At 69.2% G+C, this 26494-nt stretch carries 28 protein-coding genes; 22 read left to right on the forward strand and 6 right to left on the reverse strand.

Features of this window, described 5'->3' with window-relative positions:
* Positions 1-62 precede the first annotated feature (62 nt).
* The 4 genes from FHR72_RS09365 to FHR72_RS09380 all read left to right on the forward strand — a co-directional run bounded on the left by FHR72_RS09365 (position 63) and on the right by FHR72_RS09380 (position 3169).
* Positions 63-902: a DUF3097 domain-containing protein gene (locus tag FHR72_RS09365; protein WP_183467650.1), complete on the forward strand. Its 840-nt coding sequence runs from the start codon at positions 63-65 to the stop codon at positions 900-902.
* 9 nt (positions 903-911) lie between these two features.
* Positions 912-2240 carry a replication-associated recombination protein A gene (locus FHR72_RS09370; protein WP_183467651.1) on the forward strand — a complete coding sequence of 443 codons (1329 nt, stop codon included), beginning with the start codon at positions 912-914 and terminating at the stop codon, positions 2238-2240.
* Positions 2241-2333: 93 nt separating this feature from the next.
* On the forward strand, positions 2334-2699 hold the full coding sequence (locus tag FHR72_RS09375; RefSeq protein WP_183467652.1) for an ArsR/SmtB family transcription factor: 366 nt from the start codon (positions 2334-2336) through the stop codon (positions 2697-2699).
* Positions 2696-3169 carry an SRPBCC family protein gene (locus tag FHR72_RS09380; protein ID WP_183467653.1) on the forward strand — a complete coding sequence of 158 codons (474 nt, stop codon included), beginning with the start codon at positions 2696-2698 and terminating at the stop codon, positions 3167-3169. Before FHR72_RS09375 ends, FHR72_RS09380 begins: the two co-directional genes overlap by 4 nt.
* A gap of 67 nt (positions 3170-3236) precedes the next feature.
* On the opposite strand, the gene FHR72_RS09385 is transcribed toward FHR72_RS09380, so the two are convergent.
* Positions 3237-3545 carry a GlsB/YeaQ/YmgE family stress response membrane protein gene (locus FHR72_RS09385; RefSeq protein WP_183467654.1) on the reverse strand — a complete coding sequence of 103 codons (309 nt, stop codon included), beginning with the start codon at positions 3543-3545 and terminating at the stop codon, positions 3237-3239.
* Between the two features lie 67 nt (positions 3546-3612).
* The gene (locus tag FHR72_RS09390) at positions 3613-4377 is read right to left on the reverse strand and encodes a potassium channel family protein (protein ID WP_183467655.1); all 765 of its coding nucleotides are present in this window, start codon (positions 4375-4377) and stop codon (positions 3613-3615) included.
* An 88-nt stretch (positions 4378-4465) separates the two neighbouring features.
* Here FHR72_RS09390 and FHR72_RS09395 point away from each other — a divergent pair, with 88 nt between their 5' ends.
* The 9 genes from FHR72_RS09395 to aroB all read left to right on the forward strand — a co-directional run bounded on the left by FHR72_RS09395 (position 4466) and on the right by aroB (position 13811).
* Positions 4466-4867, forward strand: a complete 402-nt coding sequence (locus tag FHR72_RS09395) for a secondary thiamine-phosphate synthase enzyme YjbQ (protein ID WP_183467656.1) — start codon at positions 4466-4468, stop codon at positions 4865-4867.
* Between the two features lie 87 nt (positions 4868-4954).
* Complete coding sequence (gene alaS / locus FHR72_RS09400; protein WP_183467657.1) at positions 4955-7657, forward strand: alanine--tRNA ligase; 2703 nt, start codon at positions 4955-4957, stop codon at positions 7655-7657.
* A 4-nt stretch (positions 7658-7661) separates the two neighbouring features.
* Positions 7662-8189 (forward strand): Holliday junction resolvase RuvX, encoded by a 528-nt coding sequence (gene ruvX / locus FHR72_RS09405; RefSeq protein ID WP_183467658.1) that lies wholly within the window; start codon positions 7662-7664, stop codon positions 8187-8189.
* On the forward strand, positions 8182-9429 hold the full coding sequence (mltG, locus tag FHR72_RS09410) for an endolytic transglycosylase MltG (RefSeq protein WP_183467659.1): 1248 nt from the start codon (positions 8182-8184) through the stop codon (positions 9427-9429). The genes ruvX and mltG overlap by 8 nt, the downstream gene beginning before the upstream one ends.
* A gap of 42 nt (positions 9430-9471) precedes the next feature.
* Positions 9472-10275 carry a shikimate dehydrogenase gene (locus tag FHR72_RS09415; protein ID WP_183467660.1) on the forward strand — a complete coding sequence of 268 codons (804 nt, stop codon included), beginning with the start codon at positions 9472-9474 and terminating at the stop codon, positions 10273-10275.
* Between the two features lie 21 nt (positions 10276-10296).
* Entirely contained in the window at positions 10297-10743 is a 447-nt protein-coding gene (locus FHR72_RS09420; RefSeq protein WP_183467871.1) for an A24 family peptidase, read from the forward strand.
* A 118-nt stretch (positions 10744-10861) separates the two neighbouring features.
* The gene (gene aroC, locus FHR72_RS09425) at positions 10862-12076 is read left to right on the forward strand and encodes a chorismate synthase (RefSeq protein ID WP_183467661.1); all 1215 of its coding nucleotides are present in this window, start codon (positions 10862-10864) and stop codon (positions 12074-12076) included.
* Positions 12076-12738: a shikimate kinase gene (locus FHR72_RS09430; protein ID WP_183467662.1), complete on the forward strand. Its 663-nt coding sequence runs from the start codon at positions 12076-12078 to the stop codon at positions 12736-12738. Before aroC ends, FHR72_RS09430 begins: the two co-directional genes overlap by 1 nt.
* The gene (aroB, locus tag FHR72_RS09435; RefSeq protein WP_183467663.1) at positions 12735-13811 is read left to right on the forward strand and encodes a 3-dehydroquinate synthase; all 1077 of its coding nucleotides are present in this window, start codon (positions 12735-12737) and stop codon (positions 13809-13811) included. Before FHR72_RS09430 ends, aroB begins: the two co-directional genes overlap by 4 nt.
* Here aroB and FHR72_RS09440 read toward each other — a convergent pair.
* Positions 13808-15340: a GGDEF domain-containing protein gene (locus FHR72_RS09440; RefSeq protein WP_183467664.1), complete on the reverse strand. Its 1533-nt coding sequence runs from the start codon at positions 15338-15340 to the stop codon at positions 13808-13810. The genes aroB and FHR72_RS09440 overlap by 4 nt on opposite strands.
* Before the next feature lie 337 nt (positions 15341-15677).
* Positions 15678-16295: a B-4DMT family transporter gene (locus FHR72_RS09445; RefSeq protein WP_183467665.1), complete on the reverse strand. Its 618-nt coding sequence runs from the start codon at positions 16293-16295 to the stop codon at positions 15678-15680.
* Positions 16296-16328: 33 nt separating this feature from the next.
* Here FHR72_RS09445 and FHR72_RS09450 point away from each other — a divergent pair, with 33 nt between their 5' ends.
* From FHR72_RS09450 to FHR72_RS09465, 4 genes are all read left to right on the forward strand, one after another.
* The gene (locus tag FHR72_RS09450) at positions 16329-17411 is read left to right on the forward strand and encodes a M24 family metallopeptidase (protein WP_183467666.1); all 1083 of its coding nucleotides are present in this window, start codon (positions 16329-16331) and stop codon (positions 17409-17411) included.
* 22 nt (positions 17412-17433) lie between these two features.
* On the forward strand, positions 17434-17997 hold the full coding sequence (gene efp / locus FHR72_RS09455) for an elongation factor P (protein ID WP_183467667.1): 564 nt from the start codon (positions 17434-17436) through the stop codon (positions 17995-17997).
* Positions 17990-18481, forward strand: a complete 492-nt coding sequence (nusB, locus tag FHR72_RS09460) for a transcription antitermination factor NusB (RefSeq protein ID WP_183467668.1) — start codon at positions 17990-17992, stop codon at positions 18479-18481. Before efp ends, nusB begins: the two co-directional genes overlap by 8 nt.
* 76 nt (positions 18482-18557) lie before the next feature.
* Positions 18558-19385 carry an HpcH/HpaI aldolase/citrate lyase family protein gene (locus FHR72_RS09465; protein WP_183467669.1) on the forward strand — a complete coding sequence of 276 codons (828 nt, stop codon included), beginning with the start codon at positions 18558-18560 and terminating at the stop codon, positions 19383-19385.
* A gap of 10 nt (positions 19386-19395) precedes the next feature.
* On the opposite strand, the gene FHR72_RS09470 is transcribed toward FHR72_RS09465, so the two are convergent.
* Both FHR72_RS09470 and FHR72_RS09475 read right to left on the reverse strand, forming a co-directional pair.
* Positions 19396-20676, reverse strand: a complete 1281-nt coding sequence (locus tag FHR72_RS09470) for a DUF222 domain-containing protein (RefSeq protein WP_183467670.1) — start codon at positions 20674-20676, stop codon at positions 19396-19398.
* 37 nt (positions 20677-20713) lie between these two features.
* Positions 20714-21919 (reverse strand): serine hydrolase domain-containing protein, encoded by a 1206-nt coding sequence (locus tag FHR72_RS09475; protein WP_183467671.1) that lies wholly within the window; start codon positions 21917-21919, stop codon positions 20714-20716.
* A gap of 140 nt (positions 21920-22059) precedes the next feature.
* Here FHR72_RS09475 and pyrR point away from each other — a divergent pair, with 140 nt between their 5' ends.
* From pyrR to carA, 5 genes are read left to right on the forward strand one after another with little or no spacing between them, the layout of a single operon-like run.
* Positions 22060-22641: a bifunctional pyr operon transcriptional regulator/uracil phosphoribosyltransferase PyrR gene (pyrR, locus tag FHR72_RS09480; protein WP_183467672.1), complete on the forward strand. Its 582-nt coding sequence runs from the start codon at positions 22060-22062 to the stop codon at positions 22639-22641.
* A complete protein-coding gene (locus tag FHR72_RS09485) occupies positions 22638-23585 on the forward strand; it encodes an aspartate carbamoyltransferase catalytic subunit (protein WP_183467673.1) in 948 nt (315 codons plus the stop codon). The genes pyrR and FHR72_RS09485 overlap by 4 nt, the downstream gene beginning before the upstream one ends.
* On the forward strand, positions 23582-24865 hold the full coding sequence (locus FHR72_RS09490) for a dihydroorotase (protein WP_183467674.1): 1284 nt from the start codon (positions 23582-23584) through the stop codon (positions 24863-24865). Before FHR72_RS09485 ends, FHR72_RS09490 begins: the two co-directional genes overlap by 4 nt.
* On the forward strand, positions 24862-25365 hold the full coding sequence (locus FHR72_RS09495; protein WP_183467675.1) for a PH-like domain-containing protein: 504 nt from the start codon (positions 24862-24864) through the stop codon (positions 25363-25365). The genes FHR72_RS09490 and FHR72_RS09495 overlap by 4 nt, the downstream gene beginning before the upstream one ends.
* The gene (gene carA / locus FHR72_RS09500; protein WP_183467676.1) at positions 25362-26492 is read left to right on the forward strand and encodes a glutamine-hydrolyzing carbamoyl-phosphate synthase small subunit; all 1131 of its coding nucleotides are present in this window, start codon (positions 25362-25364) and stop codon (positions 26490-26492) included. The genes FHR72_RS09495 and carA overlap by 4 nt, the downstream gene beginning before the upstream one ends.
* The last annotated feature ends 2 nt before the right edge of the window (positions 26493-26494 follow it).

Below are 26494 nucleotides of genomic sequence, written 5' to 3' on the forward strand. Positions count from 1 at the left end.
GATTCAGCAACACACGGGCGATGTTAGGCCGAACAGGCCGCTGCGCTCCCTACGATCACCCGGTGGCTGATCGCTATGGCACCGACATCCTGAACGACAACCCCCACCAATCCCGGCGGCCGCGCTCCGTCGAGCGGGCGATCGAGATCGGCATGGTCGTCGAGGACGCCCAGACCGGTTTCGTCGGCGCCATCGTCCGGGTCGAGTACGGGCGCATGGAACTCGAGGACCGCAACGGCCGTACCAAACCGTTCCCGGTCGGGCCCGGCTACCTCGTCGACGGCAAGCCGGTGATCCTGACCCCACCGAAGAAGGCCGGACCCGCGGCGCCCACACGGACCGCATCGGGTTCGGTCGCGGTGCAGAACGCGCGAGCGAAAGTCGCGCTCGCCAGCCGCATCTACGTCGAAGGGCGCCATGACGCCGAACTCGTCGAACAGGTGTGGGGCGAGGACCTGCGGATCGAAGGGGTCGTGGTCGAGTACCTCGGCGGCGTGGACGACCTTGCCGCGATCGTCGCCGACTTCCGGCCGGGCCCGGGGCGGCGGCTCGGGGTGCTCGTCGACCACCTCGTGACAGGTTCCAAGGAGGCGAAGATCGCCGACGCGGTCCGCCGCGGACCCGGGGGTGAGCACACCCTGGTCGTCGGGCACCCGTTCATCGACATCTGGCAGGCGGTCAAGCCGGCGCGCATCGGCGTGCCGCAGTGGCCCGTCATCCCCAAGGGGCAGGACTGGAAGCACGGGGTGTGTGCGGCGCTGGGGTGGAGGCACCGCGACCAGGCCGACATCGCCGCGGCATGGCAGCGGATCCGTGGCAGGGTGCGGGACTGGACCGACCTCGAGCCCGAGCTCATCGGCCGCGTCGAAGAGCTCATCGACTTCGTCACCGCACCCGTGTAAGCAGGGAGCATGTCCGCCAGCCTGTTCGACGTGCCCGGGGAGTCGTCGGTGCCGGCCGCCGGCGTCGCCGGCGCCTCGTCACCGCTGGCGGTGCGGATGCGGCCCACGTCGCTGGACGAGGTCGTCGGACAGGGCCACCTGCTGAAACCGAACTCGCCGCTGCGGCGTCTCGTCGAAGGCTCCGGTGCGGCCTCGGTGATCCTCTTCGGCCCGCCGGGAACCGGCAAGACCACCCTGGCGTCGATGATCTCGCAGGCCACCGGGCGCCGATTCGAGGCGCTGTCAGCGCTCTCGGCGGGGGTCAAAGAGGTACGCGCGGTGATCGACGTCGCGCGGCAGGCCTCGGTGCGTGGCGAGCAGACCGTCCTGTTCATCGACGAGGTGCACCGCTTCTCCAAGACCCAGCAGGACGCCCTGCTGGCCGCTGTCGAGAACCGGGTCGTGCTGCTGGTGGCCGCGACCACCGAGAACCCGTCCTTCTCGGTGGTGGCCCCGCTGTTGAGCCGGTCGCTGATCCTGCAGCTGCAGCCACTGACACCGGCCGAGGTGACCACGGTGATCCGGCGCGCGATCGACGACCCTCGCGGGCTGGGCGGCAAGGTCACGGTCACCGACGACGCGGTCGAACAGCTGGTGCAGCTGTCGGCAGGCGATGCGCGCCGGGCACTGACAGCGCTGGAGGTCGCCGCCGAGTCGGGCCAGGACGTCACGGTGGAGGTCATCGAACAGTCGCTGGACAAGGCGGCCGTCCGCTACGACCGCGACGGCGACCAGCACTACGACGTCGTGAGCGCGTTCATCAAGTCGATCCGAGGGTCGGACGTGGACGCCGCACTGCACTACCTGGCCCGCATGCTGGTGGCGGGGGAGGATCCGCGCTTCGTCGCCCGCCGCCTGATGATCCTGGCCAGTGAGGACATCGGGATGGCCGATCCGACGGCGTTGCCGACCGCGGTCGCCGCGGCGCAGACCGTACAGCTGATCGGCATGCCGGAGGCGCAGCTGACACTGGCGCACGCGACGGTTCACCTGGCCACGGCGCCGAAATCGAACGCGGTCACCACCGCCCTGGGCGCGGCCATGGCCGACATCCGGGCCGGGAAGGCGGGACTGGTGCCCGCCCATCTGCGCGACGGCCACTACTCGGGGGCCCAGAAGCTGGGCAATGCCATCGGGTACCAGTACTCGCACGATCACCCCGGCGGCGTTGCGCCACAACAGTATCCGCCCGATGAGCTGGTCGGGGTCGACTACTACCAGCCGACCAACCACGGCATCGAGCGGGACATCTCCACGCGGCTGGAGAAGTTGCGGGCGATCATCCGCCGCAAGCGCTGAGCAGATCCGCGACCGGCCGGCCCCTTGACAGTGCGAGGGAGCGCTCCTATCGTCTTAATCAACCAATTGATTGATCAATAGAAGGGTTGATTATTGGCCAGTGGTGAGAACGAAGACGCCCGGCTCGACCGCGCATTCCTGGCGCTCGCCGACCCGGTTCGTCGTGCGCTGGTGGCGCGCCTGTCGCGCGGCCCGGCGACGGTCAACGAGTTGGCGGCTCCGTTCGAGATCACGAAACAGGCTGTGTCCAAACACATCCAGGTGCTTGAGCAGGCGGGTCTGGTCACCAGGACCCGCGACGCGCAACGCCGACCGGTGCATCTGGACGCGGCCGCGCTCGAGGGGCTGACCGCGTGGATCGATCGCTACCGGCTGGACGCCGAACGCGCCTACCGCCGGCTCGACGATCTGTTGTCGGGCATCTCCACCGACCACTCCGAGAAAGGAACACCGACATGACGAACGCACTGGACCTCAACGCTCCGGTCGACACCTTGGCCATGGAGTTCACCCGCGCCTTCGACGCCCCCGTCGAGGCCCTGTACCGAGCGCATGCCGAGCCCGAGCTGGTGAAGCAGTGGCTCGGTCCGCACGGACTGGAGATGGACATCACCGAATGGGAGTTCCGCGATCACGGGGGCTACCGCTATGTGCACAGCAACGACGACGGATCGTTCACGTTCAACGGGACGTTCCACACGGTCCGCCGCAACGAATTCATCCTGCAGACCTTCGAATTCGACGGTGCTCCCGACATGGTGAACATCGAGTTCCTGTGGTTCGACGATCTCGGCGGCGGCCGGTCGCGGCTGCGGGGACGCTCCATCTGCCCGACGGTCGAGGCGCGCGACGCTCTGCTCGCCTCGGGAATGGAGGGCGGGATGACGGAGGGTTACGACAAGCTCGACGCACTGCTGCCGCGCCTGTGAGCACACAGGGGTGATCCCGGCCGGTCGGGGGTCCAGCCGGGATCACGTGGGCGGTGCCTGCGAGATGTCAGCGCATGAGGCCCGAGCGGCGGCGCCCCACCATCGGGGTCCGGCGCCGGCCCATCAGTGCGGCGACCAGGGCCACACCCGCGGCGGCGACGACGACCTGGACGAGGAGCTCCAGCCAGTCGATTCCGTTCGTGGCAACGGGGATTCCGATGGCCCGGGCGAGCGCGGTGCCGATGAACGCCGACACGATGCCGACCAGGATGGTGAGCAGCATGCCGATCGGCTGTCGGCCCGGCAGCACCAGGCGGCCGAGTACGCCGACGACGATGCCGATAAGGATTGCGGTGATGATGCCGGTGATGGTCATTTCTTCCTCCAGGTGACGAGCAGCTGAGGCAGAAATACCCTTGGCCGACTATGAATAAACGGTGACGTCAATCAGCGGGGGTTGCGCTCCGGCATTCCCGGTTGTGCCGCTCCTGGGCTTCCGTCAGATGCCTGATCTCGGCGCGCAGCGATTCGATCTGGGCCGCCGTGGCCGTCTGATTGGCCGTGTCCTCTTCGGCGACGCGTTGCACGATCCACGACGCCAGCGTCGCCGTGACGACGCCGAGCAGGCTGATCCCGCCGATCATCAGTAGCGCCGCGACCACGCGGCCCGTAGGGGTGACCGGAGCCAGGTCGCCGTAGCCGACCGTGGTCACTGTGGTGATGGACCACCACAGCGCCTTGCCGAACGAGGTGATGGCCGAGCCGGGCTCGTCACGTTCGGCGTCGAGGACGGCCAGCGAGGCGACGTAGATGAGCAGTAGTGACCCACTGGCGGTGTAGATCGCGACCTTCCCGCGGATGACGTCGCCCGCGGCGCGGTGCATGGCGGTGATGAGCACCACCAGCCGGAGCAGTCGAAGCGGTCGGAGGAAGGGCAGGGCGACGATCGCCAGATCCGGCAGGTGCCAGAGGAACCAGCGGCCCCGGGGGCGGGCCAGCGCGAGCCGCACCAGGTAGTGGACCAGGAACAGGGCCCAGAGCACGGTGTTGAGGGTTTCGAGCACGCTGTCGACCCGATGCGGGGGCCGGGCCAGGACCTGCACCGAGTACGTGATCAGAAAGATCAGCGCCACGGATGCCAAAGGCCACTCGGTGCGCTTCTCCCATTGCTCGAGCCTCGGATTCGGGCCATGTGAAGTTGTCGTCATCGTCCCCTCGGGTCCCTCTTGTTGCCGGACCCGGGTAGACGAACGCACCCTCGGTTAAACAAACGCACCGGCTCGTAGGCTCGGGCAGGTGAACACCGAAGTGCTGGACATCGACACCTCGCGACGCAAGATCGTCGACCTCACGTCGGCGGTGAAGGACTTCTGCGCAGACCAGCAGGACGGGCTCTGCAACATCTTCGTGCCGCACGCGACCGCCGGCGTCGCGGTGATCGAGACCGGCGCCGGCTCCGACGACGACCTGATCGCCACGCTGGAACGACTGCTGCCCCGCGACGATCGTTACCGCCACTCCCACGGTTCGCCCGGACACGGTGCCGACCACGTGCTGCCCGGCCTGGTCTCACCGTCGGTGACCGTTCCCGTGAGCGGCGGCGAGCCGCTTCTGGGCACCTGGCAGAGCATCGTGTTGGTGGACCTGAACAGGGACAACTCCCGCAGGTCGGTCCGGTTGAGCTTCGTGTCGGGCTGACCGTCTCGGCCGCGGTGGATACCGGTAGGTAGACCGGTACTGTGGTGCGGTCGAGTATTCGCAGGTTGGACCGAAGGACACCAGGACGTGGAGACACACGAGATCAGGAAGCGCTTCCTTGATCACTTCGTGAAGGCGGGTCATACCGAGGTTCCGAGCGCGTCGGTGATCCTCGACGACCCGAACCTGTTGTTCGTCAACGCCGGCATGGTGCAGTTCGTCCCTTACTTTCTCGGGCAGCGCACACCGCCGTGGAATCGCGCCGCGAGCGTGCAGAAGTGCATCCGCACCCCTGACATCGACGAGGTGGGCATCACCACCCGGCACAACACCTTCTTCCAGATGGCCGGCAACTTCAGTTTCGGCGACTACTTCAAGAAGGGCGCCATCGAGTTCGCGTGGACGCTTCTGACCAACCCTGTCGAGCAGGGCGGCTACGGATTCAACCCGGAAAAGCTCTGGGCCACCGTCTATCTCGACGACGACGAGGCGATCGGCTACTGGCAGGAAGTGGCGGGCCTGCCGCTGGAGCGGATCCAGCGCCGCGGCATGGCCGACAACTACTGGTCGATGGGCATCCCGGGTCCCTGCGGTCCGTCGTCGGAGATCTATTACGACCGCGGTCCCGACTACGGGATCGAGGGCGGGCCGGAGGCCAACGAGGACCGCTACATCGAGATCTGGAATCTCGTGTTCATGCAGAACGAGCGCGGTGAGGGCACGTCGAAGGACGACTTCGAGATCCTCGGGCCGCTGCCGCGCCAGAACATCGACACCGGTATGGGTGTCGAGCGCGTGGCCTGCCTGCTGCAGAACGTCGACAACGTCTACGAGACCGACCTGCTGCGCCCCGTCATCGATCTCGTCGCCGCGCTCGCGCCGCGCGGGTACGGGCAGGGCAGCCATCAGGACGACGTCCGCTACCGCATCATCGCCGACCACAGCCGCACCGCGGCCATCATCATCGGCGACGGCATCAGCCCCGGGAACGAAGGTCGCGGCTATGTCCTGCGTCGTCTGCTGCGCCGCATCATCCGCGCCGCCAAGCTGCTCGGCGTCGACCAGCCGATCATGGCCGAGTTGATGGTGACGGTCCGTGACGCGATGAGCCCGTCGTACCCCGAACTCGCTGCGGACTTCGACCGGATCCAGCGCATCGCCGTCGCCGAGGAGACGGCGTTCAACCGCACGCTGGCGTCCGGGTCCCGGCTGTTCGACGACGCCGCGCGCGCGACCAGGAATTCCGGCGCCACCGTGCTCTCCGGGAGCGACGCGTTCACGCTGCACGACACCTACGGCTTCCCGCTGGAACTCACCCTCGAGATGGCCGCCGAAGCCGGGTTGAGCGTGGACGAACAGGGTTTCCGCGGTCTGATGGCCGAACAGCGCCGGCGCGCCAAAGCCGACGCGGCCGCACGCAAGCAGGCACACACGGATCTGTCGGCCTACCGCGAGCTCGTCGACGCCGGGCCGACCGAGTTCACCGGTTTCGACGAATTGAACACCGAGGCAAAGATTCTCGGGATCTTCGTCGACGGCAAACGGGTGCCCGTGGTCTCCCACGACGGGCCCGACACCGGCTCGGGTCCCGACAGGATCGAGCTGATCCTGGACCGCAGCCCGTTCTACGCGGAGTCGGGTGGTCAGATCGCCGATGAGGGAACGGTCACCGGCACGGGCGCGTCCGGCACGGCCAAGGCGGCCGTCACCGACGTCCAGAAGATCGCGAAAACCTTGTGGGCACACCGCATCACCGTGGAATCCGGCGAGTTCGTGGAGGGTGACACCGTCCTGGCCGCCGTCGACCCGCGCTGGCGCCACGGCGCCACGCAGGGTCACTCCGGCACCCACATGGTGCACGCCGCGTTGCGACAGGTGCTGGGGCCCAACGCCGTTCAGGCAGGTTCGCTGAACCGGCCCGGCTATCTGCGTTTCGACTTCAACTGGCAGGGTGCGCTCTCCGACGATCAGCGCAGCCAGATCGAGGAGGTCACGAACCAGGCGGTGGAGGCCGACTTCGAGGTCAACAGCTTCACCACCGAACTGGAGAAGGCCAAGGCGATGGGCGCGATGGCGCTCTTCGGCGAGAACTACCCCGACGAGGTCCGGGTGGTCGAGATCGGCGGCCCGTTCTCGCTGGAACTGTGCGGTGGCACCCACGTGCGCAGCTCGGCGCAGATCGGTCCTGTCACCATCCTCGGCGAGTCGTCGGTGGGCTCGGGGGTCCGCCGCGTGGAGGCGTACGTCGGCCTGGACTCCTTCCGCCACCTGGCGAAGGAGCGGGCTCTGATGGCGGGGCTCGCCTCGTCGCTGAAGGTGCCCTCGGAAGAGGTGCCCGCGCGGGTGGCGACGCTGGTCGAGCGCCTGCGCGCCGCCGAGAAGGAATTGGGTCGGCTGCGGTTGGCCGGTGCACGGTCGGCGGCGGTGAATGCGGCCGCCGGCGCAGAGACCATCGGCGCCGTGCGTGTGGTCGCCCAGCGGATGGCCGGCGGCATCTCCGGAGGCGACCTGCGCTCCCTGGTCGGTGACATCCGCGGCAAGCTCGGCGGCGATCCCGCGGTGATCGCGCTGATCGCCGAGGGAGACAACGACACGGTGCCCTTCGTGGTGGCGGTCAACCCGGCAGCACAGGAGCACGGGCTGCGCGCCGACGAACTGGTCAAGGTCATGGGCGCCGCGGTGAACGGCCGCGGTGGGGGCAAGGCCGATCTGGCTCAAGGTTCTGGCAAGGGGGCGGCGGGCATCGACGCGGCGTTGGCGGCGGTGCGCGCGGAGATCGGCCGGACGTAGCGGCGTGTCCGACACCGACTGGACCAGCCGTGCGCCCGACAGGCCCGGCGATCCGAAGGCTGCCCCCGATCCGGGCCGTGGCCGGCGGCTCGGTGTGGACGTCGGTACCGTCCGGATCGGGGTGGCCGTCAGCGACCCCGACGCGATCCTCGCCACGCCGGTGGAGACCGTCGCGCGGGATCGCAGATCCACCCGCCATCTGAAGCGGCTGGCCGCGTTGGTCGACGAATATCAGGTCGTCGAGGTGGTCGTCGGGTTGCCGAGGACGTTGGCGGACAGGAGCGGCACCTCGGCACGCGATGCCGTCGAGGTGGCGGATCAATTGGAAGTGCGGGTCGCACCGGTGCCGGTGCGACTCAGCGATGAGCGGTTCACCACGGTGACCGCTCAACGTGCGCTGCGGGAGGCGGGAGTACGGGCCCGCGGCCAGCGATCGGTGATCGATCAGGCCGCGGCGGTGGGGATCCTTCAAAACTGGCTGGACCAGCGGCGGGCGGCGTTGCCCGCACACGGAGAGGTCTTGGATGACTGAGGACTGGCAGAGTGACCGTGCCGAGCCGCTCGCGGTGGGGCCACCGCGGCGGCGGATGACACGGCGCGAGCGCGCACGCGAAGAGCGCCAACGGCGTAGGCGGCGGACGGCTGCCGTGGCGGCGGTGGCGATGCTGGTGGTCGTCGCCGTGGTCGCGGTGTTCCTCGGCTCCAAGATGTGGCATTCGCTGTTCGGCGGGTCGAGCAGCGATTACGCCGGTGAGGGCGTCAACGACGTCGTCATCCAGGTGCACGACGGCGATTCGACGACCGCGATCGCCCAGACCCTGCACGACAAGAACGTCGTGGCCACCGTCAAGTCGTTCGTCGACGCCGCGGACGGCAACACGGCCATCTCGGCGATCCAGCCCGGGTTCTACAAGGTCCGGACCGAGATTCCCGCGGCCGACGCCGTGGAGCGCCTCGCCGACCCCGCCAGCCGCGTCGGCAAGCTCGTCATCCCCGAGGGCCGGCAGCTCGACGACGTGCGCGACGTCAAGACCAACGCGGTCACCGAGGGCATCCTGAGCCTGATCTCGAACTCCACGTGCGTGGATCTCGACGGCGATCGCCGCTGTGTGTCCGCCGACGACCTCAAGGGCGTGGCCAGTGCCGGCACGCCGGCCGAACTGGCTCTGCCCGAATGGGCGACCGTCGCGGTCGACGGCATGGGATCCGACCATCGTCGCCTCGAAGGCCTCATCGCACCGGGGACGTGGAACATCGATCCGTCGGCGCCGCCGCAGCAGATCCTGTCGACCCTGATCGCCGCGAGCGCCGCCCAGTACGAGCAGAGCGGTCTGCTCACCACGGCCACCGCTCTGAACATGTCGCCGTATCAGATCCTGACGGTGGCCTCGCTCGTGCAGCGGGAGGCCAAGCCGCAGGACTTCTCGAAAGTGGCCAGGGTGATCTACAACCGGCTGGCCGAACGACGCACGCTGGAGTTCGACTCGACGGTGAACTATCCGCTGGACCGCATCGAGGTGGCGACCACCGACGGCGACCGCGGGCAGGCCACGCCGTGGAACACCTATGTGCGGCCGGGTCTTCCGGCGACGCCCATCTGCTCGCCGGGGGCGCCCGCGCTGGTCGCGGCCGAGCAACCCGCGGCGGGGGACTGGCTGTACTTCGTCACCATCGACATGCAGGGGACGACGTTGTTCACCCGCGAGTACGAGCAGCACCTCGCCAACATCGAGCTGGCACGACAAAACGGCGTGCTCGACTCGGCCCGGTAGATGAGCCTCGGTTGAGGAGCTTCGGCAGATGAGCCCGGGGAGATGACCGGAGTGCGACGGGCGGCCGTCCTGGGTTCGCCGATCGCGCATTCGCGCTCCCCGCAGCTGCACCTGGCCGCCTACCGCGCGCTGGGACTGCGCGACTGGACCTACGACCGCATCGAATGCACCGAGGACCAGCTGCCGGGGGTGGTGTCGGGTCTGGGTCCCGAGTGGGTCGGGGTCTCGGTGACCATGCCGGGGAAGTTCGCCGCCCTGCGGTTCGCCGACGAGGCCACCGACCGCGCCACGCTCGTTGGTTCGGCGAACACGCTGGTGCGCACCGACTCCGGGTGGCGGGCCGACAACACCGACGTCGACGGGGTCGCCGGAGCGCTCGGGCCGGTGCGTGGTCCCGCTGTGGTCGTCGGTTCCGGGGGCACCGCACCCGCGGCGGTCGTCGCCGTCGCCGCGCGGGGCGTGGAGCACATCGTCGTCACGGCCAGGAACGCCGACAGAGCCGCTCGGCTGGTCGACCTGGCGGAACGGTGCGGGGCGTCCGCGGAGTGGGTCGATCTCACCGGGCGCGGCCTGGCCGGCGCGGTGGCGGGAACGGGTGTCGTGGTGAACACCGTTCCGGCGGACGCCGTGGCGCCGTACTCGGCGGCTTTCGCGGCGACCCCGGTGCTGCTGGACGCGATCTACGACCCCTGGCCCACCCCGTTGGCCGCGGCGGTGCAGGCGGCCGGCGGGCGCGTCGTCAGCGGTCTCGAGATGTTGCTGAACCAGGCCTTCACCCAGGTCGAACTGTTCACCGGGATGGCGGCGCCGAAAGAGGCGATGCGACAGGCACTTCAGCGGCCCTAGCCTGGTCGTGTGGGGGACATCATGGCGGTGCTGACCGCCGTGGGAATCGTGCTGTGGTTGATCGCGTTGTGCGCGTTCGACATTCGGCGGCGCCGGTTACCGAACGTGCTGACGTTGCCGGGCGCGGTGGTGATTCTGGTGGGGGCGGCGCTGGCCGGTGAGGGCGTGGCCGCGGCGGCCGGTGGCGTAGCCCTCTTCGGCTGCTATGCCGCGGTCCATCTCGCCGCCCCGGCCTCGCTCGGAGCCGGAGACGTGAAGTTGGCCCTCGGAGTCGGTGCGCTCACGGGCGCGTTCGGGGCAGACGCATGGCTGCTGGGCGCGCTCGGAGCGTCGCTGCTGACGGGGTTGCTCGGTCTGGTCGCCGTGATGCGGGGCGACCGCGGGACGCTCCCGCACGGTCTGTCGATGTGCACGGCCGCAGCGGTCGCGGTGTCGGGTGCCGCGCTGGGTTCTCCGGCCGGGTGGTGAGGATCGGCCCGGGGCCCAGGCGTCAGCCGTCGAGGAGGGCCCCAGGCCGCAGCCGTCGAGGAGGGCCTCGGCGCCGCCGTTTCGTCGGCAGCGCACCTGTCGTGCGAAAATGGGCCGCGTGTTGCGATGGACGACTGCAGGTGAATCCCACGGCCGGGCGCTGGTGGCCATGGTCGAGGGCATGGTCGCCGGTGTCCATGTGACCACGGGTGACATTGCCGAGCAGCTGGCGCGTCGCCGTCTGGGCTACGGCCGCGGGGCGCGGATGAAGTTCGAGCAGGACCAGGTCACCATGCTGACCGGCCTGCGGCACGGCGTCACGCTCGGCGGACCGATCGCGATCGAGATCGGCAACACGGAGTGGCCGAAGTGGGAGACCGTCATGGCTCCCGATCCGGTGGACCCCGACGTGCTCGCCGACAGCGCCGCCCGCAATGCGCCGCTGACCAGGCCGCGGCCCGGGCACGCCGATTATGCGGGAATGCTCAAGTACGGCTTCGACGATGCACGCCCCGTTCTGGAACGCGCCAGCGCCCGCGAGACCGCGGCCCGGGTGGCCGCCGGCACCGTCGCGAGGGCGTTCCTGCGCCAGGCGTTCGGCGTGGAGATCGTCTCGCACGTGATCTCCATCGGGGCGTCCAAACCCTATGACGGCCCGCCGCCTCAGGCATCGGACCTCGCGGCCATCGACGACAGCCCGGTGCGTGCGTTCGACCCGGACACCGAGGCGTTGATGATCGCCGAAATCGAGGCTGCCAAGCGCGACGGCGACACCCTGGGCGGGGTCGTCGAGGTCGTCGCACACGGCCTGCCGGTCGGGCTCGGCTCGTTCACCAGCGGGGACAACCGCCTCGACAGCCAGCTCGCCGGCGCGGTGATGGGCATCCAGGCCATCAAGGGTGTCGAGATCGGCGACGGGTTCGAGACCGCGCGTCGCCGGGGCAGCGTCGCCCATGACGAGATCTACCCCGGCCCCGACGGCGTGATCCGGTCGACGAACCGCGCAGGCGGACTCGAAGGCGGCATGACCAACGGTCTGCCCGTGCGCGTGCGGGCCGCGATGAAGCCGATCTCCACCGTGCCGCGGGCCCTGGCCACCATCGACATGACCACCGGCGAGGAAGCCGTGGCCATCCATCAGCGCTCCGACGTGTGCGCGGTGCCGGCTGCGGGCGTCGTCGTCGAGACGATGGTCGCGCTGGTGCTGGCTCGCGCAGCACTCCAGAAATTCGGTGGCGACTCGCTGGGTGAGACCCGCGCCAACATCGACAGTTACCTGCGCGCGGTCGCCGAGCGGGAACCCTCCGCCGACGGCGCCCGGGCGTCGGGCTGATGGCTCCGAAAGCGGTTCTGATCGGGTTGCCCGGCTCGGGCAAGTCCACGATCGGCCGCCGCCTGGCGAAATGCCTGGATCTTCCCCTGCTCGACACCGACAACGCGATCGAGAAGACGACCGGGCGCACCATCGCCGACATCTTCGCCACCGACGGGGAACCCGAGTTCCGCCGCATCGAGGAGAACGTCATCCGCGACGCGCTGGCCACCCACGACGGGGTGTTGTCGCTCGGTGGCGGGGCGGTGACCTCCGAAGGGGTGCGCGAGGCGCTCGCCGGGCACACCGTGGTGTACCTCGAGATCAGCGCCGCCGAGGGGGTGCGCCGCACCGGCGGCTCCACCGTGCGACCCCTGCTCGCCGGCCCCGATCGCGGCGAGAAGTTCAAAGCGCTGATGGCAGAACGCGTTCCGCTGTACCGCCAGGTCGCGACGATCCGGGTGAACACCAACCACCGCAATCCGGGGGCGGTCGTGCGCTTCATCGCCGCCCGGCTCGAGAACCCCGGCGGCAAGACCGAACGGCGCCGTCGGCGTCCGGTCTGGCGCCGCGCGCCGCTGTCGCTGACGGCATCCCCCTCCACGGAAGCCCCGCCGAGTCCCGCCACCGTCGCGGCACGCAAGGGCCGAGGTTCCTCCTGCATGCGAAAGGACCCGCAGTGACAGAGCCGGTGACGGTAGAGGTCCACACAGATCCGTCCTATCCGGTGATCATCGGCACGGGACTGCTCGGCGAACTCGGCCGTGTGCTCGACGGCAGGCACAAGGTCGCCATCCTGCACCAGCCGACGCTGACCCAGACTGCCGAGGCGATCCGAAACCATCTGCAGGAGAAAGGGATCGATGCTCATCGCATCGAGATCCCGGACGCCGAGGGTGGCAAGGAGCTGCCCGTGGTCGGCTTCATCTGGGAAGTGCTGGGCCGCATCGGCGTCGGCCGCAAGGACGCGATCGTCAGCCTGGGCGGGGGAGCGGCGACCGATGTCGCCGGATTCGCGGCGGCCACCTGGCTGCGCGGCATCGACATCGTGCACGTCCCGACCACGCTGCTGGGCATGGTCGACGCCGCCGTCGGCGGCAAGACCGGCATCAACACCGACGCCGGCAAGAACCTCGTCGGGGCGTTCCATCAACCCGCCGCGGTGCTGATCGACCTGGCGACGCTGGAATCGTTGCCGCGCAACGAGATCGTGGCCGGCATGGCGGAGATCGTGAAGGCCGGCTTCATCGCCGACCCGGTGATCTTGGACATGATCGAAGCCGATCCGCAGGCCGCGCTCGACCCGGCCGGGTCGGTGCTGCCTGAGCTGATCCGGCGTGCCGTGGCTGTGAAAGCCGAGGTGGTGGCGGCCGACGAGAAGGAATCGCAGCTGCGCGAGATCCTGAACTACGGCCACACCCTCGCGCACGCGATCGAGCGCCGCGAGCGGTATCAATGGCGCCACGGTGCCGCGGTGTCGGTCGGACTGGTGTTCGCCGCGGAACTGGGCCGGCTGGCGGGGCGCCTCGACGATGCCACGGCGCAGCGGCATCGCGACATCCTGACTTCGCTGGGCCTGCCGGTCACCTACGACGCCGACGCGCTGCCGCAGCTGATGGAGACGATGCTGGGCGACAAGAAAACGCGCGCCGGGGTGCTGCGATTCGTGGTGCTCGACGGCTTGGGCAAGCCCGGCCGGTTGGAGGGCCCCGATCCGTCGCTGCTGGTGGCCGCGTACGCCGAGGTGGCGCGCTAGGCGCGACGGGGCGCCGGAGGAAACCTGCTGAGGCAGTAGTGCACTAGAACCCGTGCATACGGTGCGATCTCGTGCAGAGCCAACGGGCGCTCCGCATACAGCTTCAGCACGTAGCCGCGGTGCGCGTGTCTGGCCCCGACACACAGGACGGCGTTGTGGCCCAGGGCCTGCAGGAGAACGCCTTCGTCTCGATCGGACGCCGGGTCATCGACCGCGGCGACGAAGGCCGAGCCGTTGTCGATGGCGTGGGCTGCCGCAGGATAGGTCGCGAGTGCATACGAACTGTCGGTGGAGCCGAACAAGCGCATCACCGCCGAGGTGTCCTGCCAGCTCGAGAGGCCGCCGAAGATCTCGAGCTGCTCGCCCCGTCCCGCAGTGGCGAGGACCGTCCACCCGGTCGCCGAGACGACCACGCGTAGTTCACTGACGAGGATGGCCAGCGCGTCCTCCAGCGTCCGGCAGGCACTGTGATCGAGTGTCTCCACGCACCGGGGCACCAGATCGTCGATGGCGCGGCGCGCTCGGCGGCGCCGGTTGGCGGCCGAAAGGAGTGCCGGAACCGGATCGTCGTGGGTGTTGAGACGCAACCGTCCGGGGCCTTCGCCCTTGGCCGCGACCATCGCTGCGTCGGCGGCGGCCACCAACTCCTGGTGGTTGTGCGGGAGCGGACGACCGCTGGCCGCGCCCCAGCACAGGGAGACGCCGTGCGGCCCCTCGGTGTCCAACTGGCGCGATGCGTCCTGCGCGATGCGTTCAGCGTCCCCCAGCGTGTGCTCGGGCAGCAGCACGCAGAATTCGTCGCCGCCCAGGCGCGCCACCAGCGCGCCCGGCACGGACGAGGACACAGCGCTCAGAACATCGGCGACAGCGCGTATCACGGCGTCGCCGGCGGGATGGCCTTCTTGGTCGTTGACCTGCTTGAGCCCGTCGATGTCGCCGATGAGAAGGGTGACCGGTACGTCCTCGGTGTGCAGGTGACGAAGGCGGTCGTCCAGCGCACGGCGATTCGCCAATCCGGTCAACGGATCCTCATACGCGTAGCGCGAGATCCGGCCGAAGATCTCCGCGGCGCCGATGGCCCCCGACACCTGGGAGGCGATCGCCTGCAGCAGTTCGATGTCGGCGGCGCCGAAACGCCGACCAGCGGTTCCGGTCGCCCACAGCTCGCCCCACATCGAACCGTGGCACATGATCGGCACCGCCAGTTCGCTCTCCTTGTTCAACGAACGGATCAGGGACGTGGCCGGAGAGTCGGGCGGATGGTCGTCGACCGAGGTGACGTAGGGCCGACCGTGCCGCAAAAGCTCGGTCACCAGTCGGTAGTCCGCCAAGGGATAAATCTCGTTGGCGGGCCACCGTTGCTCGCCGGGGCCGAGGTCGCCGACGTTGATCAGAGTCCGCAACACCCCGGACTCACGTTGCCAGCGGCTGATCGAGAACGAGGCCGCGCCCAGCGCCGCTCTGCTCTCCTCGGCGATGACTTCCAGAGCGTCCTTGGAGTTGCGTGTGCTCATGACGGCGCGGGTCATGCGTAACAACATCCGCAGGTTGTCGACATCGTCGGCCACGTTGCCGCGCGGCGCAGACCGTGCTCTCGAGCCCTTCGTACGACGGGCACCCGGCATGGTCACACACCCAGACAGTTAATGCACGCAACTATTGCAGTTATGCTCTGACTAGCCAATTTACGCCCTGGTGGGGGCAGGCAGCAATATTGCTTAGGTTGTCTGTGGACACCGTAGGCGGTGCGCGGTCTCGTGACCGCCCGGAAGGATGGTCACACGCGCACCGCGAGCGACCGTCGCCGGTGAGGTGGTGGAACCACCCGCGGAGACGCGATGGGCATTCCGGGCCCCCCGCGCGGGGTCAGCGCTGGTTTCGGCCCTCGTCGCCGTACGGCCGGGTCTGCTCGTCATCGGCCACGGCGACCGGCGAAGTCTGCTGGCCGGCCTCGCCGCCGTGGTTCGCGTAGTCGTAATCGACGGTGTCGCGGTCGTCGCGCACCGCGGCGAACACGTCGGTGTCGGCACGGTCGTCGTCTTCGCGGCGACGGGCCTGCTCCGGCGTCTTGCGGTCCACGAGCCAGTGTCCGAGTGCGACACCGAGGATCGCCAACAGGAAGACCAGGAGGGCGGTGAACGCCGCGAAGGTGGTCAGCTCGTTGATGAGGCCCTCGACGTAGAGGTTCTTATAAAACAGGCCGATGAGCCAGGCCACCGCGCCGCTGACGACGCCGGCGAACAGACCGGCCAGCAGCCAGGTCATCGCCAGATCGTCGCGACGGTCGGGGTCCGGGTTGTGGCGGGCGTCGGCGCGACCGTCCGCATAGCCCCAGATCAGCGCGATGACCGCGTAGATCGCGACCAGTACCGCGCTGATCAAGGCGGCCTTGGTCTCCCAGGCGTTGATCATTGCGCCCTGCAGCAATCGGACGATCACCATGAGGGCTGCGAACACCAGTCCGCGCACCAACCACTTGCTCATGGGGCCTCACCTTAGCGAGTAGCGTCGGCGACTGTGACGATTTCCCAGCGCCGCGACAGGTTGCGTCGGCGGCTCGCCGAGGCCGAGCTCGACGCCATGCTGGTATCCGACCTGGTCAACGTGCGTTATCTGTCCGGGTTCACCGGTTCCAACGCTGCCCTTCTGGTGCTCGCCGACGACGAAACGCCGGTGCTGGCGACCGACGGGCGCTACCGGACCCAGGCGGCGCACCAGGCGCCGGACGCGGAGGTGGTCATCGAGCGCGCCTGCGGGCCGCATCTGGCGGGCCGGGCCGCTGCCGCCGGGGTCCGCAGGATCGGATTCGAGAGTCATGTCGTCACGGTGGACGCCTTTGCCGCCCTGACGACAGCGGCGGGGGAGTCGAGCGAGTTCGTCCGGGCCGCCGGATTGGTCGAAGGCCTTCGGGAGGTCAAGGACGCCGGCGAGATCGCCGTGCTGCGCCTGGCGTGCGAGGCCGCGGACCACGCGCTGCGGGATCTGGTGGACCGTGGCGGGCTGCGGGCGGGCCGCACGGAGAAAGAGGTGCGCAACGAGCTCGAGGCGCTGATGCTGGTTCACGGCGCCGACGGGGCGTCCTTCGAGACGATCGTGGCGACGGGCGCGAACTCGGCGATCCCGCATCACCGACCCACCGACGCCCAGCTCGCCGCCGGCGACTTCGTCAAGATCGACTTCGGGGCCCTCGTCGCCGGTTACCACTCCGACATGACCCGCACCTTCGTTCTCGCCCCGATCGCCGACTGGCAGCGCGACATCTACACGCTGGTAGCCGACTCGCAGCGAGCGGGCCGCGAAGCGCTCGCGCCGGGCGTCACGCTGAAGGGTGTCGACGCCGCGTCGCGGCAGGTCATCGCCGACGCCGGGTACGCCGAGAACTTCGGCCACGGTCTCGGCCACGGCGTGGGTCTGCAGATCCATGAAGCGCCGGGAATCAACGCCTCCGCCGCCGGTACACTGCTTGCTGGCTCTGCGGTGACCGTGGAGCCCGGTGTCTATCTGCCCGACCGCGGCGGTGTCCGCATCGAGGACACGCTCGTGGTGGACCAGCACCCCGAACTACTCACCCGGTTCCCCAAGGAACTGGTGATCATCTAGAAAGCTAGGAGTACACCCCACCGTGGCATCGACCGCCGACTTCAAGAACGGGCTCGTCCTTCAGATCGACGGCCAGCTGTGGCAGATCGTCGAATTCCAGCACGTCAAGCCGGGTAAGGGTCCGGCGTTCGTGCGCACGAAGCTGAAGAACGTCGTCTCCGGCAAGGTCGTGGACAAGACCTACAACGCGGGCGTGAAAGTCGAGACCGCGACGGTGGACCGCCGTGACGCGACCTACCTCTACCGCGACGGCAGCGACTTCGTGTTCATGGACTCCGAAGACTTCGAGCAGCATCCGTTGCCCGAGGCCCTGGTCGGACGTCTGGCCGGGTTCCTGCTGGAGAGCATGCCCGTGCAGATCGCGTTCCACGACGGGGTGCCGCTCTACCTGGAGCTGCCCGTGACCGTGGAGCTCCTGGTCGCCCACACCGAGCCGGGCCTGCAGGGTGACCGCTCCAGTGCTGGCACCAAGCCCGCCACGATGGAGACCGGCGCCGAGATCCAGGTGCCGCTGTTCATCAACACCGGCGACAAGCTCAAGGTGGACTCGCGCGATGGCAGCTACTTGGGAAGGGTTAATGGCTGACCGCAGGGGCGACCGGGGTCGGCACCAGGCGCGCAAGCGTGCGGTCGATCTGCTGTTCGAGGCCGAGGCTCGTGGCATCACGGCCGCAGAAGTCGCCGATGTGCGAAACGCGTTGGCGGAGAAGCAAACCGACGATCTCACCCCGTTGAACCCGTACACGGTGACGGTTGCTCGCGGAGTGACCGACCACGCGGCCCACATCGACGACCTCATCGCCGCGCATCTCCAGGGTTGGACGCTGGACCGTCTGCCTGCGGTGGACCGCGCGATCCTGCGCGTGGCCGTCTGGGAACTGCTCCACGCCGAGGACGTGCCCGAGCCCGTCGCCGTCGACGAGGCCGTGGAGCTGGCCAAGCAGCTGTCCACCGACGATTCGCCGGGCTTCGTCAACGGGGTGCTCGGGCAGGTCATGCTGGTGACTCCGCAGATCCGCGCCGCGGCCGCCGCGGTGCAGGGCGGCCACGACGGCGGTAGCGGCACCTAGTCGAAAGGCCTTGCGACTGCGTGAACTTTATGTGCGCAACCTGGCCATCAGCCGATGTCTTCGTGAGGATGGAGCGGTGACGGTTACACCCCAAGCGCAGTGCACGCGGCCACCCTGGTCCCTCGCGCGGACCTGGTTGTTGCAGCCGGGCCTGCCTGGCTTCACCGCTGCGGTGGACACCGCGGTCGACGTCGTGGTGCTCGACATCGAGGACGGTCTGCCGGACGCGCAGAAACCGGCGGGCCGGCGCGCCGTCGCCGACTGGCTGCACGACGGCGGTTCGGCCTGGGTGCGGATCAACAGCGCCTCGACCGCAGCCTGGACTGCCGACCTCGACGCGCTCTCCGGCGCCCCGGGGTTGGCGGGTGTGATGCTGGCGAAGACCGAATCTGCCGACGACGTCGCCGCCACCGCCGAGCGGTTGCCGGCCGGCACGCCGATCGTCGCACTCGTCGAATCGGCCCTCGGTGTCGAATCGGCGCTCGACATCGCGAGGTCGTGCGCGCGAATCGCGTTCGGCATCGGCGATTTTCGCCGCGACACCGGGATGTCCGCCGACCCGGCCGTGCTGGCCTACCCGCGGGCACGGTTGGTCATCGCCAGCAGGGCGGCCGGTCTGCCCGCGCCGATCGACGGCCCGACGTTGCGCGACCAGGCACGTCACCTCGCCCGCGAGACGGAGGTCGCCAAGGCCGCCGGTATGACGGGGCGGCTCTGCCTCGACGCCTCTCACGCCGAGACCATCAACACGCTGCTGAGCCCGTCGACCCTGGAGATCGACGAGGCGCGGCGCACCCTCGCCCGTCTGGACGCCCCGACCGGGCCGTACGACGGCAGCGCCGGGCCGACCCGGGCCCGCGCCGAAGCCGTCCTCGACCTCGCCGCCAAACTGGGCGTTCTGTAGACACGTCCGCCTATGCGGCATCGAAGGTCACCAAGTCGATGCTGAGTTCGCCTTCGACGATGCTCCGCCACCGAACCGGTGTCCCGGGCAGCGGAGGGGCGACCGAGTGGTAGACCGCATGGGTGGGGGTGACGAATTGAGCCGTGTGGCATCCGTTTTCGTCGCTGGTGCTGACAGCCCACCCGGGCGCCTCCTTGGCGTAGTTGCACGCCTCGCACAGCCCCAGCCCGTTGAGCCCGCTGGTCGGCCCACCGTCGCGCTCGGGCGTGGCGTGGTCGTGATGGCGGATCGGCGCGTTGCAGTAGGGCGTGCGACATGTCTGGTCGCGGAACCCGATGAAGGCGGCCAGACCCTTCGGGAAGATCCGCGCCCGCGACTCCATGGCGACGAGCTGACCTGAGTTGGGATGGCGATACAGGCGGCGCAACGTCGCCTTGGCCCGCTGGTCGATTGCAGCGTCGCCGACGAGGTGGCGTACGGCTTCCGCCGGTACGGGGCCGTAGCCCTGCAGCCAGCCCGGGCAGTCGTCGCCGCCGAAGAGCGTCGTATCCGCCATCACGAGGTTCAGCGCCACCGGGGCGGGCTCGGCGGCGGCCCGGCCGGTGAGGAGTTCGTAGGCGGTGTCGGCCATGACCTGACCGCGTGAGCGGTCATCGAACGTGGTGTCGGCGGCCTTCTTCAAGGCGGCATAGACACCGACACCGTGGGCGACCGGCAGCAGGAGGGTCACGTACGTCATCGTGTTCGGAGCCGGGCGGATCGACACACAGCGGTCTTTGGCGGCCTTGGCGTTGCGTTCGACGACCGCTGCGGCGTCGAGACGGGCGGTGATCGTCTTGGCGGCGGCTCCGACCCGTCTGTCGCCCCAGCCCTCGAAACCGTCGGCCTCGTCGCACAGCTCCCGGTCGAGTTGGCGTCGGTGGTCCACGGACAGGCAGGCGGATTCGCGGACGATCAGGAGCGCCCGGTACTCCGAGATCGCACCGGCCTCGAGGGCGGCCAGCGTGCACGGCATCTCGTGAACGAGGGCCTTGGCGACGCCGAGATGGGTTCCGCCCCGTACCGGGGCGTCCCGCCGGGCGAGTGCGACCTCCGACGCGAGCCCCTTACCGCGTTGCCTCACCGGAACTCCGGCGCGCACGTCGGACTCGGCGCGCTTCCGGGCCCATAGCGCAGTGGCGCGTGCCTGGGCGGCCGCGGCTCTGGCTTTCAGTCGTTCGAGGGTCTCCACCGCGGCGCGCAATTCGGCCTGCGACGCACCCGGGTCGATATCGAACACATTTTCGAACACGCGAACGACGCTACCCGCGCCCACCGACAGAGCCGGTCTACAACCCCAGCGCCTGGTAGGTGTTCCGGACGAACTTCGGCTGCGCGGTCTGCAGCTTGGCCAGCGAGGTGTTGCCCGCGACCGCGGCAGCGGCGTCCACCGTCAGATTGGGGAGGTTCTGGATCAGGTAGATCAGAATGACGTCCGCCGACGGATCGGCATGCCACCACGTGCCGTACGCGCCTGGCCAGGAGAACGTGCCGAGCCCGCCCGGGCCGTACAGCTGGCGGGACTTGGCGGGATCGGTGACGACCGACAGGTTCAGACCGAAGCCGCGACCGATCCAGAACGGCGCCCCCAGGAAGTCGTGGCGCTTCTGCTCGTCGGTCAGTTGATCGGTGCGCATCAACGCCACCGACTCCTCGGACAGCACGCGGACGCCGTCGACCGTGCCTCCGCCCAGCAGCATCCGCGCAAAACGCAGGTAGTCGTCGGCCGTCGACCACAACCCCGCGCCGCCGGTGCAGAAGGGCGGATCCACGATCGGGGCGGGACCCATCACGTCGTGGCGCAGCGAGTTGTCCTTGTCGAGCTGGTACATCGTGGCCGCCCGCCTGCGCCCGGCGGCGCCCACGCTGAACCCCGTGTCGGCCATTCCCAGCGGTCCGAGGATTCGCTCGGCGAGCACCTGGCTCAGCGGCTTGCCCTCGATGCGCGACAGCACGATGCCGAGCACGTCGGTGGCGTGGCTGTAGGTCAGGCGGGCCCCCGGCTGGTGGACCAGCGGAAGCGCGGCCAGTTCGGAGAGCCACTTGTCCTGGTCCTGCCGCGTGGGCAGCTTGCGGTAGGCGTCCGCGAGCGGACCCAGCACCGAGAACATGTACGCCAGCCCGCTGCGGTGGGTCATCAGATCGTCGACCGTGATGTGCCGCTGTGCGGGAACTGTGCGGTCCAGCGGACCGCGGGGTTCGGCCAGCACCCGCATGTCGGCGAGTTCGGGCAGCCACGTCGCCACGCGGTCGGTCAGCGTGAGCTTGCCCTCCTCGACCAGAGACATGGCCGCCGCGACCGTGACGGGTTTGGTCATCGAGGCGATGCGAAAGATGGTGTCGCGCTGCATCGGCAGCCGCGCATCCACGTCCCGGAAGCCGAGCTCGTTGACTTGCAGGGTCTCGCCGGCATGCCACACCAGTGTCACGGCGCCGGCCAGAAGGCCGGCGTCGATCGCATCGACGACGGAGGCCTTGTTGCGGTCCAGATTCACCCGGCCGACGCTACCGGGCGGGGGCCGACAGCTGTACGTCGCCGGCGCGGCCGGGCCGGGACACCTGCTAAGCTCCCCGCAGTTTCCGACATCCTTTAACGATCCGTCCCGTGAGGCGGAGAAGGAGGTCCGGCTCACTCGTGGGCGCACCCGACCGCTCCGGTCCCGACCGGGAGCTGATGTCCTCAGCGGACGTCAGCCGTACCATCGCCCGTATCGCGCACCAGATCATCGAGAAGACCGCACTCGACGGGCCCGACGGCCTGCGGGTGATCCTCCTCGGGATCCCCACCCGCGGTGTGACTCTCGCCACCCGGCTGGCCACCAACATCGCCGAATTCAGCGGCGTCGAGGTGGCGACCGGGGCGCTGGACACCACGCTCTACCGCGACGACCTGATGAGCAAGCCGCCCCGCGCGCTGGCCGCGACCTCCATCCCCGACGGCGGCATCGACGGCGCCCTGGTGGTCCTCGTCGACGACGTCCTCTACACCGGCCGCTCGGTGCGCTCGGCCCTGGACGCGCTGCGCGACATCGGCCGGCCCAAGATCGTGCAGCTGGCCGTGCTCGTCGATCGGGGGCATCGCGAGCTGCCGATCCGCGCTGACTACGTCGGCAAGAACGTCCCCACCTCGCGCAGCGAGAACGTCAAGGTGCGGCTTACCGAAAACGATGGGGCCGACGCCATCTCGATCGCACCGACCGGAGGGCCCGCCAGGTGAAGCATCTGTTGACCGCGGCGGATCTGAGCCGCGACGACGCCACGGCGATCCTCGACAACGCCGACCACTTCCGCGAGGCGCTGGTGGGCCGGGAGGTCAAGAAGCTGCCCACCCTGCGGGGCCGCACCATCATCACGATGTTCTATGAGAACTCCACCCGCACCCGGGTGTCGTTCGAGGTGGCAGGCAAATGGATGAGCGCCGATGTGATCAACGTGAGCTCGTCGGGATCGTCTGTGGCCAAGGGGGAGTCGCTGCGTGACACGGCGCTCACCCTGCGTGCGGCCGGCGCCGACGCGCTGATCATCCGCCATCCCGCCTCCGGTGCCCCCCAGCAGCTCGCCGCCTGGACGCTCGACGAACACGGCGGGCCGTCCATCATCAATGCCGGCGACGGCATGCACGAACACCCCACCCAGGCACTGCTGGACGCGTTGACCATCCGCCAGCGGCTCGGTTCGGTGGAGGGCAAGCGGGTCGTCATCGTCGGCGACGTGCTGCACAGCCGGGTGGCCCGGTCCAACGTGTCGCTGCTGCACACTCTCGGGGCCGAAGTGGTCCTGGTGGCACCACCGACCCTGCTTCCCGTCGGGGTCGCGGACTGGCCGGTGACCGTGTCGCACGAGCTCGACGCGGAGTTGCCGCTGGCCGACGTGGTGCTGATGCTGCGCGTGCAGGCCGAGCGCATGAACGGCGGCTTCTTCCCCTCCTCGCGGGAGTACTCGGTGCGCTACGGACTGTCGGAGAAGCGGCAGTCCCGCCTCGCCGAGCATGCGGTCGTCCTGCACCCCGGGCCGATGCTGCGCGGAATGGAGATCGCCCACTCGGTCGCGGACTCCTCGCAATCGGCGGTGCTGCAACAGGTTTCCAACGGTGTCCACGTCCGGATGGCGGTGCTGTTCCACCTGCTCGTCGGATCCGAGCAGGAAGCGATCAGCGCATGAGCGTGGTGTTGAAGTCGGTGCGCCTCTACGGCGAAGGTGACGGCGTCGATGTCCTGGTGCGCGACGGGGTGATCGCCGAGATCGGCTCCGGCCTGACCGCCGACGAGCTGATCGATTGCACCGGCCAGGTCCTGCTGCCGGGTTTCGTAGACCTGCACACCCATCTGCGCGAACCCGGCCGCGAGTACGCCGAGGACATCGAGACCGGTTCGGCCGCAGCGGCTCTGGGTGGCTATACCGCGGTGTTCGCGATGGCCAACACCGATCCCGTCGCCGACACCGCGGTCGTCACCGACCATGTGTGGCACCGCGGTCAGCAGGTCGGGCTGGTCGACGTGCACCCCGTCGGCGCCGTGACGGTCGGCCTGGCCGGCAAGCAGCTCACCGAGATGGGGCTCATGGCCGCCGGAGCCGGGCAGGTCCGGATGTTCTCCGACGACGGTGTCTGCGTCGACGATCCACTGATCATGCGCCGCGCGCTGGAGTACGCATCCGGTCTGGGCGTGCTGATCGCCCAGCACGCCGAGGAGCCGCGGCTGACCGTGGGTGCCGTCGCCCACGAAGGACCCAACGCCGCGAAGCTGGGTCTCGCGGGCTGGCCGCGCGCGGCCGAGGAGTCGATCGTGGCCCGCGACGCGCTGCTGGCCCGCGACGCCGGCGCCCGCGTCCACATCTGCCACGCGTCGACCGCGGGCAGTGTCGAGCTGGTGCGCTGGGCCAAGGAGCAGGGCATCGCGATCACCGCCGAGGTGACCCCGCACCACCTGCTGCTCGACGACACCCGGCTGCACACCTACGACGGCCGCAACCGGGTGAACCCGCCGCTGCGGGAGGCCAGCGACGCGGTCGCGCTGCGCCAGGCTCTCGCCGACGGCGTGATCGACTGTGTGGCAACAGATCACGCACCGCACGCCGAGCACGAGAAGATGTGCGAGTTCGCCAACGCGCGCCCCGGCATGCTCGGGCTGCAGACGGCGCTCTCGGTCGTGGTGCAGACCATGGTCGAACCCGGCCTGCTCACCTGGCGCGACGTCGCGCGGGTCATGAGCGAGGCGCCCGCCCGCATCGTGCGGCTGCCCGACCAGGGCAGGCCGCTGGAGGTGGGGGAGCCGGCCAACCTGACGGTCGTCGACCCGGAGGCGACATGGACGGTGAAGGGCACCGCGCTGGCCAGCCGCTCGGACAACACCCCCTTCCAGGACATGGAGCTGCCCGCGGTGGTCACCACCACGATGCTGCGCGGCACGATCACCGCCCGCGACGGCAAGGTGGGCCTGTGAACACCCCGACGCTGGTCGCCTCGCTCGTCCTGGCCGGGATCCTGGCACTGCTGATCGCGGTGCTGATCCAGGCGATGATGCGCGGCTGGCGCCGCCGGGTGGAACGCCAGGCCCAGATCGTCGGCACGCTGCCGCCGCTCCCGGAGACCGTCGGCCCGGCACTGGTGTCGGCCACCAAGGGTCTGTATGTCGGCAGCACGCTGGTACCGCATTGGAACGACCGCGTCGCCGCGGGTGACCTGGGGTTCCGCGCGAAAGCGGTGCTGACCCGCTATCCGGAGGGAATCATGCTGCAGCGCACCGGCGCAGGGCCCATCTGGATTCCGGACGAGGCCATCGCCGAGATCCGCACCGAGAAGAACCTCGCGGGTAAGGCCCTCACGCACGAGGGCATCCTGGCGATCCGCTGGCGCCTGCCGTCGGGCACCGAGATCGACACCGGATTCCGCGCAGACGACCGACGTGATTATTCGAAGTGGCTCCCGGAGGAAGCAGCATGACGACAACGCAGAAGGCCCTCCTCGTCCTGGAGGACGGCCGGATCTTCACCGGTACGCCGTTCGGCGCCGTCGGCGAGACTCTCGGCGAAGCGGTGTTCTCGACCGGGATGTCCGGCTATCAGGAGACGCTGACCGACCCGAGCTACCACCGCCAGATCGTCATCGCGACCGCACCCCAGATCGGCAACACCGGCTGGAACCACGAGGACAGCGAAAGCCGCGGCGACAGGATCTGGGTGGCGGGCTACGCGGTGCGCGACCCCTCGCCGCGGGCGTCGAACTGGCGGGCGACGGGCACGCTCGACGACGAACTGCGGCGCCAGGGCATCGTCGGCATCGCCGGTATCGACACGAGGGCGGTGGTGCGCCACCTGCGTAGCCGCGGCTCGATGAAGGCCGGGGTGTTCAGCGGAGCGGCCGCACAGGCCCCGGCCGACGACCTGGTGGCGCGGGTGCGCGGCCAGGAGTCGATGCTCGGCGCGGATCTGGCCGACGAGGTCAGCACGGACTCCGACTACATCGTCGAACCCGAAGGGACACAACGGTTCACGGTGGCCGCACTGGACCTCGGCATCAAGACGAACACGCCGCGCAACTTCTCCACGCGCGGCGTTCGCACCGTCGTCCTGCCCGCGGCCGCGACGTTCAAGCACATCGCCGACCTGAACCCCGACGGCGTGTTCCTGTCCAACGGCCCGGGTGACCCGGCCACCGCAGACCACGTCGTGAACGTGACCCGCGAGGTACTGGGCGCGGGCATCCCCTTGTTCGGCATCTGCTTCGGCAACCAGATCCTCGGCCGCGCGCTGGGGCTCTCGACCTACAAGATGGTGTTCGGGCACCGGGGCATCAACGTGCCGGTGATGGACCACCACACGAAAAGGGTCGCCATCACCGCCCAGAACCACGGCTTCGCCCTGGAGGGCGAAGCGGGCCAGACCTTCGACACCGACTTCGGCCAGGCAGAGGTCAGCCACACCTGCGCCAACGACGGTGTGGTGGAGGGGGTTCGGCTCTCCAACGGCCGGGCGTTCTCGGTGCAGTACCACCCGGAGGCGGCAGCGGGCCCGCGCGACGCCGAGTACCTGTTCGATCAGTTCATCGACCTCATGGCAGGGGAGAAGTAGCA

This window comes from Mycolicibacterium iranicum (assembly GCF_014190915.1).
Lineage (GTDB): Bacteria > Actinomycetota > Actinomycetes > Mycobacteriales > Mycobacteriaceae > Mycobacterium > Mycobacterium iranicum_B.